The organism is Mycobacterium sp. (assembly GCF_965230835.1).
Classification (GTDB): Bacteria; Actinomycetota; Actinomycetes; order Mycobacteriales; family Mycobacteriaceae; genus Mycobacterium.
Map to the genome: position 1 here is coordinate 2,822,536 of NZ_CBDDLW010000002.1, position 14,377 is coordinate 2,836,912.

Here is a 14,377-nt window from a genome sequence, read left to right on the forward strand (position 1 = left end):
TTTACTGAGACCAGAGCGCCACTAGGAGAACTAGTGTCCTGGAGCCGCTAGGTATGGAATAGCAGTAAAGGAGAAGTAATGTGCCCAGCCCCAATCTCCCGCTCGGGTTTGATTTCACCGATCCCGACATCTACGCCGAGCGGTTGCCAGTCGAAGAATTCGCCGAGGTTAGGGCCACCGAGCCGATCTGGTGGAACGAACAGGCGCCGGGTAACGGTGGGGGTTTCCACGATGGCGGCTACTGGGCGATAACCAAGCTCAAGGACGTCAAAGAGGTGTCGCGCCGCAGCGACATTTTCTCCAGCTGGCAAGAGGGCGTGATACCTCGGTTCCACAACGACATCGAGCGCGAGAATATTGAGGTCCAGCGGTTTGTCATGCTCAACATGGACGCGCCGCACCACACCCGGCTACGCAAGATCATTTCCCGCGGTTTCACCCCGCGGGCTATCGAACGCTTGCGTGGCGAACTCAACGAACGTGCCCAGAACATCGCTAAGGCCGCTGCGGCTGCGGGCTCCGGGGACTTCGTCGAACAGGTGTCGTGCGAGCTCCCGTTGCAGGCGATCGCCGGGCTTATCGGCGTTCCGCAGGAAGACCGCGGCAAGCTGTTCGATTGGTCGAACGAGATGACTGGTACCGAAGATCCTGAGTTTGCCCATATCGATCCGAAGGCATCCTCGGTGGAGTTGATGACATACGCGATGAAGATGGCCGAGATCAAAGCCGCGAATCCAGGTGATGACATCGTGACCGCGCTGATCCAAGCTGACATCGACGGTGAGAAACTCTCCGAGGACGAGTTCAGCTTCTTTGTGGTGATGCTTGCGGTTGCGGGCAATGAGACCAGCCGCAACTCGATTACCCAAGGGATGATGGCGTTTGCCGACAATCCCGACCAGTGGGAGCTGTTCAAGAAAGAGCGTCCGCAGACGACCGCCGATGAGATCGTCCGCTGGGCGACCCCGGTCACCGCGTTCCAGCGCACGGCGTTGGAGGACTACGAGTTGTCCGGCGTGAAAATCAAGAAGGGCCAGCGGGTGGTGATGTTCTATCGGTCGGCCAACTTCGACGAAGATGCCTTCGATGACCCCTGCACGTTCAACATTCTGCGGAACCCGAACCCCCACGTTGGCTTTGGGGGCACCGGTGCGCACTACTGCATTGGTGCTAACTTGGCCAAGATGACGATCGACCTGATTTTCAACGCCGTGGCTGACCACATGCCAGATCTCAAGCCGCTCTCCGCGCCCGAGCGGTTGCGGTCAGGTTGGCTCAACGGCATCAAGCACTGGCAGGTCGACTACACCGGTAAATGCCCGGTTCCGCACTGATGGATTTTCAGCTCACGGCAACACAGCAAGCTGTTGTAGACGTCGTTACGTCGGTCCTCGACCGGGAGTCCAGCTCGGCGACGACATCGCCGGAGGAGGCGGCGGGCACGGTCGAGTCTGCCTGGGCTGCGCTCGTCGACGGCGGCGTGACCGCCCTGCCCGTTCCGGAGCGCCTCGGGGGCGACGGCGTCGGGCTGCCTGAGGTTGCTTCGGTTTTGACCGAATTGGGTCGACACGGAACGGTCACACCCGCGCTTGCGACGCTGGGCCTGGGTACGGTGCCAGTGCTGGACTTGGCGTCGGAGGAGCAACAGGATCGGTACCTGGTCGGCGTGGCCAAGGGCGGGATAATTACCGCGGCTCTCAACGAGCCTCGTGTCGCGTTGCCCGATCGGCCAGTTACCAGCTTTGCCGGTGGCAGATTGTCCGGCACAAAGGTCGGCGTCGCTTACGCGCAGCGAGCGGACTGGATGATAGTGACGGCCGACACTGCTGTCGTGGTGGTGTCACCGCGCGCTGATGGTGTGGAGCTGATCAAGACGCCGACATCGAATGGGTCGGACGAGTACACGGTGACTTTCGCCGATGTCGTGGTTGATGATTCGGACATTTTGGCTGATGCGGCGGCGCCTCGGGTCAATCAGCTTGCACTGGCTGTGATGGGCGCTTACGCCGATGGTTTGATGGCCGGGGCGCTGCGACTCACCGCTGACTACGTGGCTAACCGGAAGCAGTTCGGTAAGCCGCTTTCGACTTTTCAGACCGTGGCAGCGCAGCTCGCCGAGGTGTACATCGCCTCGCGCACTGTCGATTTGGTGGCGAAGTCGGTGGTGTGGCAGCTGGCTGAAGGTCGCGATGTCGAACCTCAAGCGAGCCAAGACCTCGACGTTCTGGGGTACTGGGTAACGTCGCAAGCGCCACCGGCGATGCAAATCTGCCACCATCTGCATGGCGGCATGGGCATGGATATCACCTATCCGATGCCGCGGTACTACTCCACGATCAAAGACCTGACCCGGCTGATGGGCGGGCCTTCTCATCGTCTGGAACTGGTGGGAGAGCAATGTTCATCGATCTGACACCGGAGCAGCGGCAGTTGCAGGCCGATCTGCGCCAGTATTTTTCCAGTTTGATCACGCCGGCCGAAGCGGAGGAGATGGCGAAGGACCGTCACGGCAGCGCGTACCGGGCGGTGATCCGGCGGATGGGTCAAGATGGGAAGCTCGGTGTTGGCTGGCCGACGGAGTTTGGTGGCCTCGGCTTCGGTCCGATCGAGCAGCAGATATTCGTCAACGAGGCGCATCGGGCTGACGTCCCGTTGCCCGCTGTGACGCTGCAGACGGTGGGCCCCACCTTGCAGATGTACGGCACCGAGATGCAGAAGAAGAAATTTTTGCCGGAGATCCTGGCCGGTGAGGTGCATTTCGCGATCGGCTACACCGAGCCTGAGGCCGGTACTGACCTGGCATCGCTGCGCACCACCGCCGTTCGTGACGGTGACTACTACATCGTCAATGGCCAAAAGATCTTCACCACCGGTGCCCATGATGCCGACTACATTTGGTTGGCGTGCCGCACCGATCCGGAAGCTGTTAAGCATAAAGGCATTTCAATCCTGATCGTGGACACGAAGGATCCCGGCTACTCGTGGACGCCGATTATTCTCAGCGACGGCGCGCACCACACCAACGCCACCTACTTCAATGACGTGCGGGTACCGGTCGACATGTTGGTCGGCGAGGAGAACGGCGGATGGCGGTTGATCACGACCCAGCTCAACAACGAGCGGGTGATGCTCGGTCCCGCGGGCCGGTTCGCTAGCATCTACGATCGAGTGCACGCATGGGCGTCCAAGCCGGGGGCCGACGGTGTCACTCCGATCGATCACGACGATGTCAAGCGCGCTCTCGGTGAAATTCGTGCGGTCTGGCGGATCAACGAGCTGCTCAATTGGCAGGTGTCGGCTGCCGGAGAGGACATCAACGTGGCCGATGCGGCTGCGACGAAAGTATTTGGTACCGAACGCGTGCAACGTGTCGGTCGCCTCGCTGAAGAGGTTGTGGGCAAATACGGGAACCCCGCCGAGCCGGACACCGCCGAACTACTCGACTGGCTTGACGCCCAAACTAAGCGGAATCTGGTGATCACCTTCGGGGGCGGTGTCAACGAAGTCATGAGGGAAATGATTGCTGCCTCCGGACTCAAAGTGCCGAGAGTGCCCAGGTGACTGACATCCAGGAAGCTGTCGCCAAGATCAGGGCGGCAGGGAGCAGCAAGCTGCGAATAGCCCGTGATCCAGTAAACCGGCCGATGATCAACAACTGGGTGGAGGCAATCGGCGACCGCAACCCCATCTATGTGGATGAGGCGGCGGCCCGTGCAGCCGGCCATCCGGGAATTGTGGCCCCACCGGCGATGATCCAGGTATGGACGATGTTGGGTCTGGGCGGGGTCCGGGCCGACGACGATCCGCTGCCGCCGATCGTCGAGCTGCTCGACCAGGCCGGCTATATCGGTGTGGTGGCTACTAACTGCGAGCAGATTTATCATCGCTATCTGCAGCCTGGCGAGGAAGTGGGTATCACCGCTGAGCTAGGTGACGTGGTGGGGCCCAAGCAAACTGCGCTTGGTGAAGGCTGGTTCGTCAACCAACACATCGTGTGGCGAGTTGGAGACGAGGATGTAGCCGAAATGAATTGGCGCATACTCAAATTCAAGCCGGCAGGCGCTGAAACTGGATCGGTTCCTGCCGATCTGGACCCTGAAGCCATGATGCGGCCTGCTTCGTCGCGCGACACCGCGTTCTTCTGGGAAGGTGTCGCGGCCCATGAGCTGAGGATCCAGCAGCTTCCTGACGGCAGCCTGCGGCATCCCCCAATCCCAGCGGTGTGGCAGGACAAGTCGGAGCCAATTGACTATCGAGTGTCCGGTGGTAAGGGCACAGTGTTCAGTTTCGTGGTGCACCATGCGCCCAAAGTTCCTGGCCGCTCACTTCCATTCGTAATCGCGTTGGTGGAGCTTGAGGAAGGGGTGCGCATGCTCGGTGAGCTGCGCAACGTCGACCCGGCAGAGGTGGCTATCGGAATGCCGGTGCGCGCAATCTATATCGACTTCCCGGCCGGCGATAGCGGCCCGGAGTGGACTCTCTATGCTTGGGAACCCGACGCATGAGCGCGCCGGTTGTTAAGGTCGGCGCCACCCTGCCCGAACTCAATCTTTATGGAGATCCAACTTTTATCGTCTCAACGGCGCTAGCTACCCGCGATTTCCAGGATGTCCACCATGACCGGGACAAGGCGCTGGCCAAGGGTTCGAAGGACATTTTCGTCAACATCCTCACCGATACCGGGTTGGTGCAGCGCTATGTCACCGACTGGGGTGGGCCGTCGGTGTTGATCAAGTCGATCGCTCTTCGGCTCGGCGTGCCGTGGTATGCCTACGACACGGTGACGCTCTCCGGTGAGGTGGTCGCGGTGGATGAAGGCCTTGTCACGGTAAAGGTGGTGGGTCGTAACAGCCTTGGCGACCACGTGGTCGCAACGGTCAAGTTGACAACAGGAGGCGCCTGATGTTGTCGAATAAGGCGGCTATCGTCGGTATTGGCGCCACCGATTTTTCCAAGAACTCCGGACGAAGCGAGTTGCGACTCGCCGCTGAAGCGGTACGAGCCGCCCTCGACGATGCCGGTTTGACGCCGGCCGACGTCGACGGGTTGACCACCTTCACGTTGGACACCAATACTGAAGTCGCTGTGGCGCGTTCGGTCGGCGCCGGCGAGCTGACCTTCTTCTCCAGGATCCCCTATGGCGGTGGCGCGGCATGCGCGATCGTCCAGCAGGCGGCGATGGCCGTTGCCACGAGGGTGGCCGATGTGGTGGTGGCCTACCGAGCTTTCAATGAGCGTTCTGGCACTAGGTTCGGCCAAGTTCAGACTCGGCTGACAGCGAACGCCGATTCCACGGGCGTGGACAACTCATTCTCGTATCCACACGGGCTTTCGACCCCTGCGGCACAGGTCGCGATGATCGCCAAGCGCTATATGCACAAGTGTGGCGCCACCAGCCGCGACTTCGGTGCCATCTCGGTAGCCGATCGTAAGCACGCCGCCAAGAACCCGAAGGCCTACTTCTACGAAAAGCCGATAACTATTGAGGAACACCAGAATTCGCGGTGGATCGCTGAGCCGTTGCGGTTGTTGGATTGCTGTCAGGAGACCGATGGCGCGGTAGCCGTTGTGGTGACGTCGGTAGACCGAGCGCGCGATCTGCGGCAGCGGGAAGTGGTAATCCGTGCCGCCGCGCAGGGCTCGGGCCCCGACCAGTACACGATGCTGAGCTATTCGCGGCCCGAGCTAGCCGGACTGCCCGAGATGGGCTTGGTTGGCCGTCAACTGTGGCAGCAGTCGGGCCTCGCGCCGGATGACATCCAGACCGCGGTTCTCTACGACCATTTCACTCCGTTTACGCTGATCCAGCTCGAGGAGCTGGGATTTTGCGGCTGGGGTGAGGCCAAGGACTTCATCGCCGATGGCGCGATAGAGGTTGGCGGGCGCCTGCCTATCAATACTCACGGTGGCCAGCTTGGCGAGGCCTACATCCACGGTATGAACGGGATCGCAGAGGGGGTTCGGCAGTTGCGGGGAACCTCGGTGAACCCGGTGCCCGACGTCGAACACGTGCTTGTTACCGCGGGCACCGGGGTGCCCACCTCCGGACTGATCCTCGGCTAGTCGAGGCACGTTCGGAGCTAGGCGGCTGGGACGAGTTCGACTCCGCTGAGCACGGCGGCGTTGTCGCGTCCAGGCGCGACAACGTTGGCCAGCAAGCCCTCGCCATTTTTCCAGACGCAGACCTTGAGTGTCTCGCCTGGGAACACCACGCCGGCAAAGCGTGCGCCGTAGGCGGCTATCGCGTTGGCGTCTCCGTCCAGAAGTGCGTCCGCGATGGCCTTGCAGGTCATGCCAAAGGTGCATAGTCCATGCAGGATTGGCTGCGGAAAGCCTGCGGCCGCTGCGAATGTCGGATCCGAATGCAGTGGGTTGCGGTCACCGCAGAGTCGGTACAGCAGTGCTTGTTGGGGCAGCACAGGCATCGCGATCTCCAGATCAGGTGCTCGGTCTGGCGCCGAATCTGATGATGACGGCCCACGAGAACCGCCGAATCCACCTTCGCCGCGCGCGAATATCGACCGCTTCTGTGTCCATAACGGTGCGCCGTCGGGCGTGGTGACTGTTGTCTCGCTCAGGATTACTGCGGCTTTGCCTTTGTCCCAGATATCGGTAAACCGGGTTACTGCCCGAGCTGAGCCAGACGGCGGCAGCGGTGCAGGAACCTCGACCCGTTCGCTGCCGTGCAGGACCTTGCTCAGTTCAACATCGATGCCCGGGAACTGCACGGCCGGCGGTTCGGTGGCGTGGAACGTCGCCGCCACTGTGGCGAAGGTCGGCAGCACCTGCGGTGAGCCGTCTACCAGGTAGCGCAGTTCGCCGGGGTCCATCGGATCTGCGCCGGCGCCCAGTCCCAGGTGATAGAGCTGCACATCAGAGCTGGTCCAAGAAAATTCGACCGGGTCTAGCACTGCGTTCAGGGCGACTTCGACGTCGATAGGCATAGTAGTGGTTACTTCCCCGCCTGCTCGGCGATGTGTAGGGCCGCAAGGTAGCCGAACGTCATAGCTGGCCCGATGGTGCCACCGGGGCCGGGGTAAGTGTGTCCCATCACCGGACTGCTGACATTGCCTGCGGCGTAAAGGCCGTCGATGACGCTGCCGTCGTCGCGGAGGGCACGACCATTGACGTCGGTGCGGATACCGCCCTTGGTGCCGAGGTCGCCGGGCACCATCTTTGCCGCGTAGTAAGGCGGGTGGCTCACTTCGCCAAGGTTGGGATTGGGCTTGTTCGTCGGGTCACCGTAGTACCTGTCGTAGGCACTCTGACCGCGCTGGAAGTCCTCGTCCACGCCGGATCGCGCAAATCCGTTGAAACGCTCGATGGTGGCTTTCAATTCGTTCGCGGGAAGGCCGGCTTTGTCGGCCAGTTCATCGAGCGAATCGGCCTGCAGGATCACGCCGGACTCCAGCCATCTACGTGGAACACGTTGTCCAGGCTGCAATCCCGCGAAAATATAGCGCTCCCGATATTGTTGGTCGAATACCAGCCACGCGGGAATGTTCTCGCCGGGTCCGGAGCCCTGGCCGTGGTTTCCGCCATACATATGGTGGCACGCTTCGACGTAAGGCATCGACTCGTTCATGAATCGCTTGCCGGACATGTTGACGATGATCGACCCGGGGGAGTTGCGCTCCGACAACGCGAACCACGGTTTGCCCACCAGCGGTACTGTTGGGCCCCACCATGCGTCGTCCATGAAGTCCAGCGCGGCACCAAGCTTCTCACCGGCAACGATCCCATCGCCTGTGTTGGCCTTGGCGCCGACAGTCCATTCGGTGGTGATCGGAGCACGCTGGTACTTCACCCGCATCTGTTCGTTGTGCTCGAAGCCACCGCAGGCGAGGATGACGCCTAGTCGTGCTCGGATCAACTGAGGCTCAGCCGATTCCGATGATTCGGTGGCCTGGGCGTAGACCCCACGCACTACGCCGTCCTCGACATACAGGTCGGTGAGCGCGGTGTTGAGTTGCACCGGAACGTTCGCCTTTTGTAGCCCGATGCGCAGCGGCGCGATCAGCGCTCGCCCCATTCCGACGAGGTTCTTGCCGGTCGCCTTTGCCCACATTGTGCGGGCGCCGACTTTCATGCTCCGCAACACACCTCGGGGGTGTCGCTTCAATTGGTTCAGCCGCACATAGTCCTGTTGCATCACGACCACATTTAGCGGCACCTTGCCGTAAGGGGGCTCTAGCCCGGGCATGTCTGCGCCAAGTTTGCGTGCGTTGAACGGCTTTGGCTCGATCGAACGACCCCCGACGCGCCCGCCCACAGCCTCGGGGTAGTAGTCGGAGTAGTTCGGCACCCAGCACATCTTCAATGGTGTGTGCTTCAACACGAACGACAGCATCTCGGGCCCGCGGTTGAGGTAGGTGTCTATACGGTCCGACTCGACCACGTCGCCGACGATGCCGTGCAAATAGGCGCGGGCGGCCTCTGGCGTGTCCTTTATGCCGGCTCGGTTGAGTACCTGGTTGTTGGGAATCCAGACCCCGCCGCCTGAACGTGCCGTCGAGCCGCCGAAATGCGGAGCCTTTTCGATGACTACTGTTGACAGACCCCGGTGCGCGGCGGCGAGGGCAGCCACCATGCCGGCGCCACCGCTCCCGACCACGACGACGTCGTAGTCCTGTGCTGTCATGTAGAACACGTTATAGAATTGCCCGGGTCGGGCGCTACTGGCCCGGTCACAACAACGAGGGGAATTCGGTCAATGCTCACTGTTGCGACTCGCGATGAGCTGGCCGCCAACTTGGCCCAAGCCGAGCGTAGCCGTGAGCCGATCGCTCCGCTGACCGCTGCCTACCCGGGTATCGACGTCGTCGACGCCTATGAGATCCAGCTGATCAACATTCGGCAGCGGGTGGCCGAGGGCGCTCGGGTGTTGGGTCACAAGGTGGGGCTGTCCTCCTTGGCGATGCAGCAGATGATGGGCGTCGACGAGCCCGACTACGGGCACCTGCTCGACGGGATGCAAGTGTTCGAGCACTCTCCGGTCAAAGCCGGCTGCTACCTGTCGCCGCGGGTGGAGGTCGAAGTCGGTTTCGTCCTGGCCGCGGACCTGCCCGGTGCGGGCTGCACCGAGGGCGACGTGCTGGCGGCAACCGAAGCGCTGGTGCCGTCGATCGAACTCATCGATACCAGGATCACCGACTGGAAGATCGAGCTGTGCGACACCATAGCCGACAACGCCTCGTCGGCAGGTTTCGTGCTCGGGGCGGCGCGGGTGTCGCCGGCCGATATCGATGTGACGAAGATCGACGCGACGCTTACCCGCAACGGGGAGGTGGTGGCTGAAGGTCGCAGCGACGCGGTGTTGGGCAATCCGGTCACCGCGGTGGCCTGGTTAGCTCGCAAGGTGGAAAGTTTCGGGGTGCGGTTACGCAAGGGCGACATCGTGCTCCCCGGATCATGCACGCGGGCGATCGATGCGGGTCCCGGCGACGAATTTGTTGCCGATTTCGCAGGTCTGGGTTCTGTTCGGTTGTCGTTCGAATAGTTGCGAACTAGTTTCGGTATTAAGAGCACCAAAGGAGCAACATGCCGTCGAAGGCAAGTGCGGCCATTGTCGGGTCAGGGAACATCAGCACCGATCTGCTGTACAAGCTGCTGCGTTCGGATTGGCTGGAACCGCGGTGGATGGTGGGGATCGACCCGGAGAGCGAAGGCTTGGCGCGAGCGGCGAAGCTGGGTTTGGAGACCACTCACGAGGGAGTCGACTGGCTGCTTGCCCAACCAGAGAAACCCGACCTGCTTTTCGAGGCGACCAGCGCCTATGTGCACAAGGACGCGGCACCTAAGTATGCGGCCGCCGGCATCCGAGCCATCGACCTGACCCCGGCCGCCGTGGGCCCAGCAGTGATCCCGCCGGCGAACTTGCGCGATCACTTGGACGCGCCGAACGTGAACATGATCACCTGTGGGGGACAGGCGACCATTCCGGTGGTCTACGCGGTGTCACGTGCGGTCGCTGAGCAGGGCGGAGTCCCCTACGCGGAAATCGTCGCCTCGGTGGCTTCAATGTCAGCGGGACCAGGTACAAGAGCCAATATCGATGAATTCACGAAAACAACGTCCCGGGGCGTGGAGACCATCGGTGGTGCAGCCCGGGGCAAGGCGATCATCATCTTGAACCCCGCCGACCCACCCATGATCATGCGCGACACCATCTTCTGCGCCGTACCGGAGGATGCCGACCGCGATGCGATCGCCGCCTCGATTCACGCGGTAGTCGCCGAGGTGCAGGAGTACGTGCCGGGATACCGGTTGCTCAACGAGCCGCAGTTCGATGAGCCATCGCTGAATTCCGGTGGACAGGCTGTGGTTACCACGTTCGTCGAAGTCGAGGGCGCTGGCGACTACCTGCCGCCGTATGCGGGCAACCTTGACATCATGACCGCGGCAGCCACCAAAGTCGGTGAGGAGATCGCCAAAAAGACGCTATCCGGCGACGAGCCTTCGCGCGAAAAGCGCGAGCCGGTAGGAGGAACGCGATGACCGGTATTTGGGACGTCCGTATCACGGACACTTCGCTGCGTGACGGGTCGCACCACAAACGCCACCAGTTCACCAAAGACGAGGTGTGCGCAATCGTGGCTGCTCTCGACTCCGCCGGTGTACCGGTGATCGAGGTAACGCACGGTGATGGTCTAGGAGGGTCGTCGTTCAACTACGGTTTCTCCAAGACGCCCGAGCAGGAACTGATCAAACTCGCCGCAGAGACCGCTCAGGAAGCGGCGATCGCGTTTCTGATGCTGCCCGGGGTGGGCACCAAAGAAGACATCAAGCAAGCGCAGGACAACGGCGGGTCGATTTGCCGGATTGCCACCCATTGCACCGAGGCGGACGTGTCGATTCAGCATTTCGGGCTGGCTCGCGAGCTGGGCTTGGAGACTGTCGGGTTCTTGATGATGGCTCACACCATTTCGCCGGAGAAGCTGGCGGCTCAGGCTCGGATCATGGCTGACGCTGGATGTCAGTGCGTCTACGTGGTGGACTCGGCGGGCGCGCTGGTTCTCGATGGCGTATCTGATCGAGTTTCGGCTCTGGTCACCGAGCTGGGGTCGGATGCGCAAGTGGGATTTCACGGGCACGAAAATCTCGGGTTGGGGGTGGCCAACTCGGTGGAGGCGGTCCGAGCGGGTGCCAAGCAGATCGACGGCAGCGCCCGTCGTTTCGGCGCCGGAGCCGGTAACGCGCCGGTGGAGGCCCTGATCGGAGTATTCGACAAGATCGGCGTGAAGACCGGCATCGACTTTTTCGACATCGCCGATGCCGCGGAGGACGTTGTGCGGCCGGCCATGCCCGCCGAATGTCTACTCGACCGCAACGCTCTGATCATGGGGTATTCCGGGGTCTATTCCAGCTTCCTCAAACACGCTGTCCGTCAGGCGGAGCGCTACGACGTGCCCGCCGCCACGTTGCTGCATCGCGCCGGGCAGCGCCGACTCATCGGCGGCCAGGAAGACCAGCTCATCGATATCGCTCTGGAAGTCAAACGCGAACTAGCTGGTGGCTAGCCAGTGGCCCGATGGCGGTCGTGGGGTCGGAAATGAGTACCCTGGCCGAGCAGACCCGCTGGATGGATGCCGTCGAACAGGCGGCGCTGGTCGAAAAGGGTGAGGTGACCCCAAGCGAGTTGCTTGAGGCCGCCATCGAACGCATTGAGCGACTCAACCCGCTGCTGAATGCGGTGGTGCTCGAGTGGTTCGATGACGCACGGCGCGTTGCTACCGATCCCGCGTTGCCGCACGGTCTCTTGCGCGGCGTGCCTTTCCTGCTCAAAGATCTCTACACGATGTTCGCTGGGCAGACGGTGTCGAATGGCAATCGTGCGCTGAAAGAAGCGGGGGTCGTCGACACCGCGGATACGACGATCGTGTCCCGGTTTAAGAACGCCGGCTTGGTGATCGCCGGACGCACAAACAGCCCGGAGTTCGGCTCGCTGCCAACGACGCAACCACTGGCGTGGGGACCGACCCGGAACCCGTGGGCGCTCGACCGCACGTCCGGTGGATCGAGCGGCGGAGCGGCGGCGGCGGTTGCCGCCGGAATGGTCCCGATGGCGAATGCCTCCGATGGCGGCGGCAGCATCCGCATCCCAGCGGCATGTTGCGGCTTGGTTGGGCTGAAGCCGAGCCAGGGCCGCACTACCGTAGGGCCCTGGCGGGCCGAGGTGGGCCTGGGGGTGGAGCACTGTGTCAGCCGCTCAGTTCGCGACTCAGCCGTGTTGCTCGACGAAGTCTGTGGCCCGGGAATCGGCGACTCGGTGATAGCGCCAGGGCCGGAGCGGCCCTACGCGGAGGAGGTCGGCTCCCCGCCGGGGCGGCTGCGGATCGGCTTCCTCGACGTGCATCCCCGTGCTGAGTTTGTAGACCAGGCCTGCGTCGATGCGGTGCGGTCAGCGGCCAGGATGCTTGAGGGGCTCGGGCACTTCGTCGAGCCGGGGTGGCCGGCTGCGCTCGGTGATCAAACTCTCACGCCGAAATTCATGATCTTGTGGGCCGTACAAATGGCAATGGCCGCGCGGGCGGTCGGCGAGAGGTTGGGGCGCGACGTGACGGCCGAGGACTTCGAACCAGTCAACTGGGCCCAGGTCGAGCAGGCCCGGCGGTTCAGCGCCGTCGATGTGGCTGTGGCGCAGGACGCCATGTACGGGTTCCGTCGGCGCATACAGCAGTGGTGGGCCGACGGGTGGGATCTGCTTCTGACGCCTACCTTGGCCGAGCCGCCGCCGCTGTTGGACGAGTTCGTCGATGACCCCGACGACTCCTTGGCGCCGATGCGTCGTGCACGGAGATTCTGCCCGTTCACGCCGCCGTTCAATATGAGCGGGCAGCCGGCTATCAGCCTGCCGCTGCATCAGGGTGACGGCGGGATCCCTATCGGCGTGCAGCTCGTCGCCGGCTACGGCCGAGAGGATGTTCTGCTGCGAGTCGCTTCACAACTGGAGTCGGCCCACCCCTGGGCAGATCGTCGGCCCCCGGACTGATTCAGCTACCTACGCTCACTAGTCGATCGGGGCGTCAGCCTACCGTGGACTGCAGACGTCGCCGCTGATCTGCGCCGCAATAATCCGGCCGCCGGCGCGGGTGCGATAAAAGCCTATCGACCAGCCTCTGAGCCGTCATACGTTGGGAACGACCAACAGCTGCCCGGGCATCTTGAGGGCGACGGACATCGGGAGTCGTTGGGTGTGAATGTTAGCCATTGACTCAAAATAGGAACACGTTCTAGCGTCAAGGCGTGTTTTCTGATCCGCTCACTAAGGCGATAGCGGAGGCCGAGGAGTTGGTGGCCGCCGCACCGCACATCGAAACCGAGGCCGACCTGCTTGAAGGATTGCAGTACCTGGCCGGCTGCGTTGCCGGGTGTCTGCATCTTGCCTTCGACTATGAACGCGACCATCCCTTCCTGCTGTCCGGTACCGGGCCGTTCACCAAAATGGGCTTGGACAATCCCGACACCGTGTACTTCGGCACCCGGGTGCATCCCAACCACGACTACGTGGTCACCGGCCAGCGTGGCACTACCACGGACCTGAGCTTCCAGGTGCTCGGCGGCGAATACACCGACGACAAGGTGCCGGACAGCCAGGCCGCGTTCGACGATCGGGAACTCGACATCGCTGCTGACGGCAGCTTCCAGTGGCAGCTGCGGCCGACGAGCCCGAGCCAATTGGTGATCCGCGAGGTGTACGGAGACTGGTCACAGCAGCGCGGTACGGTCACCATCTCCAGACTGGACAGTGCTGGCACCCCACCACCGCCGCTGACTCGCGACAAGCTCGAAAAACGTTATGCAACAGCAGGAAATCAGCTGGTGAATCGAGTGAAAACCTGGCTTCAGTTCCCGCAGTGGTTCTATTTGAACATTCCCGGCAACACTATGGTTTCGCCGCGGCTGACACCCGGTGGCTTGGCAACCCAGTACTCGTCGGCCGGGCACTTCGACTTGCAACCCGATCAGGCACTGGTGATTACTGTGCCTGTGACGGATGCTCCGTACTTGGGTTTCCAGTTGGGCAGCATGTGGTACATCTCGCTGGACTACATCAACCACCAGACTTCGCTGAACGCCAGCCAGGCCCAAGCGGATCCGGACGGAAAGATCCGCATCGTCGTGGCGGATCAGAATCCAGGAGTGACCAACTGGGTCGAAACGCTGGGCCATAGGCGTGGTTTTCTTCAGTTCCGCTGGCAGCGGGTGTCTCGTGCGCTCACCGAGGCCGACGGACCCACTGTCGAGCTTATCGACGTCGACGCGATACCGGCCACGTTGCCGTATTTTCAACACAACAAGATCACTGAGGAGGACTGGCGCGCGCGAATTGCTTTGCGCCAAAAACAAATTGCAGTCAGGATGCTGGGCTGAGATG

General features: G+C 62.2%; 13 protein-coding genes. 11 read left to right on the top strand and 2 right to left on the bottom strand.

All coding sequences use genetic code 11. The features are described from left to right. Nucleotides 1-80: 80 nt before the first annotated feature. From ACO07W_RS13405 to ACO07W_RS13430, 6 genes are read left to right on the top strand one after another with little or no spacing between them, the layout of a single operon-like run. Nucleotides 81-1,334 (top strand): cytochrome P450, encoded by a 1,254-nt coding sequence (locus ACO07W_RS13405; protein ID WP_421843849.1) that lies wholly within the window; start codon nt 81-83, stop codon nt 1,332-1,334. Continuing rightward, nucleotides 1,334-2,413, top strand: a complete 1,080-nt coding sequence (locus ACO07W_RS13410; protein WP_421843851.1) for an acyl-CoA dehydrogenase family protein — start codon at nt 1,334-1,336, stop codon at nt 2,411-2,413. The genes ACO07W_RS13405 and ACO07W_RS13410 overlap by 1 nt, the downstream gene beginning before the upstream one ends. Beyond that, nucleotides 2,398-3,561: an acyl-CoA dehydrogenase FadE29 gene (gene fadE29, locus ACO07W_RS13415; RefSeq protein WP_421843853.1), complete on the top strand. Its 1,164-nt coding sequence runs from the start codon at nt 2,398-2,400 to the stop codon at nt 3,559-3,561. The genes ACO07W_RS13410 and fadE29 overlap by 16 nt, the downstream gene beginning before the upstream one ends. Next, complete coding sequence (locus ACO07W_RS13420; RefSeq protein ID WP_421843855.1) at nt 3,558-4,505, top strand: bifunctional MaoC family dehydratase N-terminal/OB-fold nucleic acid binding domain-containing protein; 948 nt, start codon at nt 3,558-3,560, stop codon at nt 4,503-4,505. Before fadE29 ends, ACO07W_RS13420 begins: the two co-directional genes overlap by 4 nt. Then, nucleotides 4,502-4,903, top strand: coding sequence for a MaoC family dehydratase (locus ACO07W_RS13425; protein WP_421843857.1), 402 nt, complete (start codon nt 4,502-4,504; stop codon nt 4,901-4,903). Before ACO07W_RS13420 ends, ACO07W_RS13425 begins: the two co-directional genes overlap by 4 nt. Beyond that, complete coding sequence (locus ACO07W_RS13430; protein WP_421843859.1) at nt 4,903-6,063, top strand: lipid-transfer protein; 1,161 nt, start codon at nt 4,903-4,905, stop codon at nt 6,061-6,063. The genes ACO07W_RS13425 and ACO07W_RS13430 overlap by 1 nt, the downstream gene beginning before the upstream one ends. Before the next feature lie 17 nt (nt 6,064-6,080). Here the strand turns inward: ACO07W_RS13430 and ACO07W_RS13435 are convergent, their stop codons facing one another. Together ACO07W_RS13435 and kstD are read right to left on the bottom strand one after the other, a co-directional pair. After that, nucleotides 6,081-6,944, bottom strand: coding sequence for a MaoC/PaaZ C-terminal domain-containing protein (locus tag ACO07W_RS13435; RefSeq protein ID WP_421843861.1), 864 nt, complete (start codon nt 6,942-6,944; stop codon nt 6,081-6,083). Nucleotides 6,945-6,952: 8 nt separating this feature from the next. Further along, nucleotides 6,953-8,641, bottom strand: a complete 1,689-nt coding sequence (gene kstD, locus ACO07W_RS13440; RefSeq protein ID WP_421843863.1) for a 3-oxosteroid 1-dehydrogenase — start codon at nt 8,639-8,641, stop codon at nt 6,953-6,955. 72 nt (nt 8,642-8,713) lie between these two features. Here kstD and ACO07W_RS13445 point away from each other — a divergent pair, with 72 nt between their 5' ends. The 5 genes from ACO07W_RS13445 to ACO07W_RS13465 all read left to right on the top strand — a co-directional run bounded on the left by ACO07W_RS13445 (nt 8,714) and on the right by ACO07W_RS13465 (nt 14,373). Continuing rightward, nucleotides 8,714-9,499 carry a 2-keto-4-pentenoate hydratase gene (locus ACO07W_RS13445; protein WP_421843865.1) on the top strand — a complete coding sequence of 262 codons (786 nt, stop codon included), beginning with the start codon at nt 8,714-8,716 and terminating at the stop codon, nt 9,497-9,499. 41 nt (nt 9,500-9,540) lie between these two features. Continuing rightward, the gene (locus ACO07W_RS13450) at nt 9,541-10,497 is read left to right on the top strand and encodes an acetaldehyde dehydrogenase (acetylating) (protein WP_421843867.1); all 957 of its coding nucleotides are present in this window, start codon (nt 9,541-9,543) and stop codon (nt 10,495-10,497) included. Next, entirely contained in the window at nt 10,494-11,519 is a 1,026-nt protein-coding gene (dmpG, locus tag ACO07W_RS13455; RefSeq protein ID WP_421843869.1) for a 4-hydroxy-2-oxovalerate aldolase, read from the top strand. Before ACO07W_RS13450 ends, dmpG begins: the two co-directional genes overlap by 4 nt. A gap of 32 nt (nt 11,520-11,551) precedes the next feature. Then, nucleotides 11,552-12,991: an amidase gene (locus ACO07W_RS13460; RefSeq protein ID WP_421843871.1), complete on the top strand. Its 1,440-nt coding sequence runs from the start codon at nt 11,552-11,554 to the stop codon at nt 12,989-12,991. Between the two features lie 254 nt (nt 12,992-13,245). Beyond that, entirely contained in the window at nt 13,246-14,373 is a 1,128-nt protein-coding gene (locus ACO07W_RS13465; protein ID WP_421843873.1) for a hypothetical protein, read from the top strand. Nucleotides 14,374-14,377 lie beyond the last annotated feature (4 nt).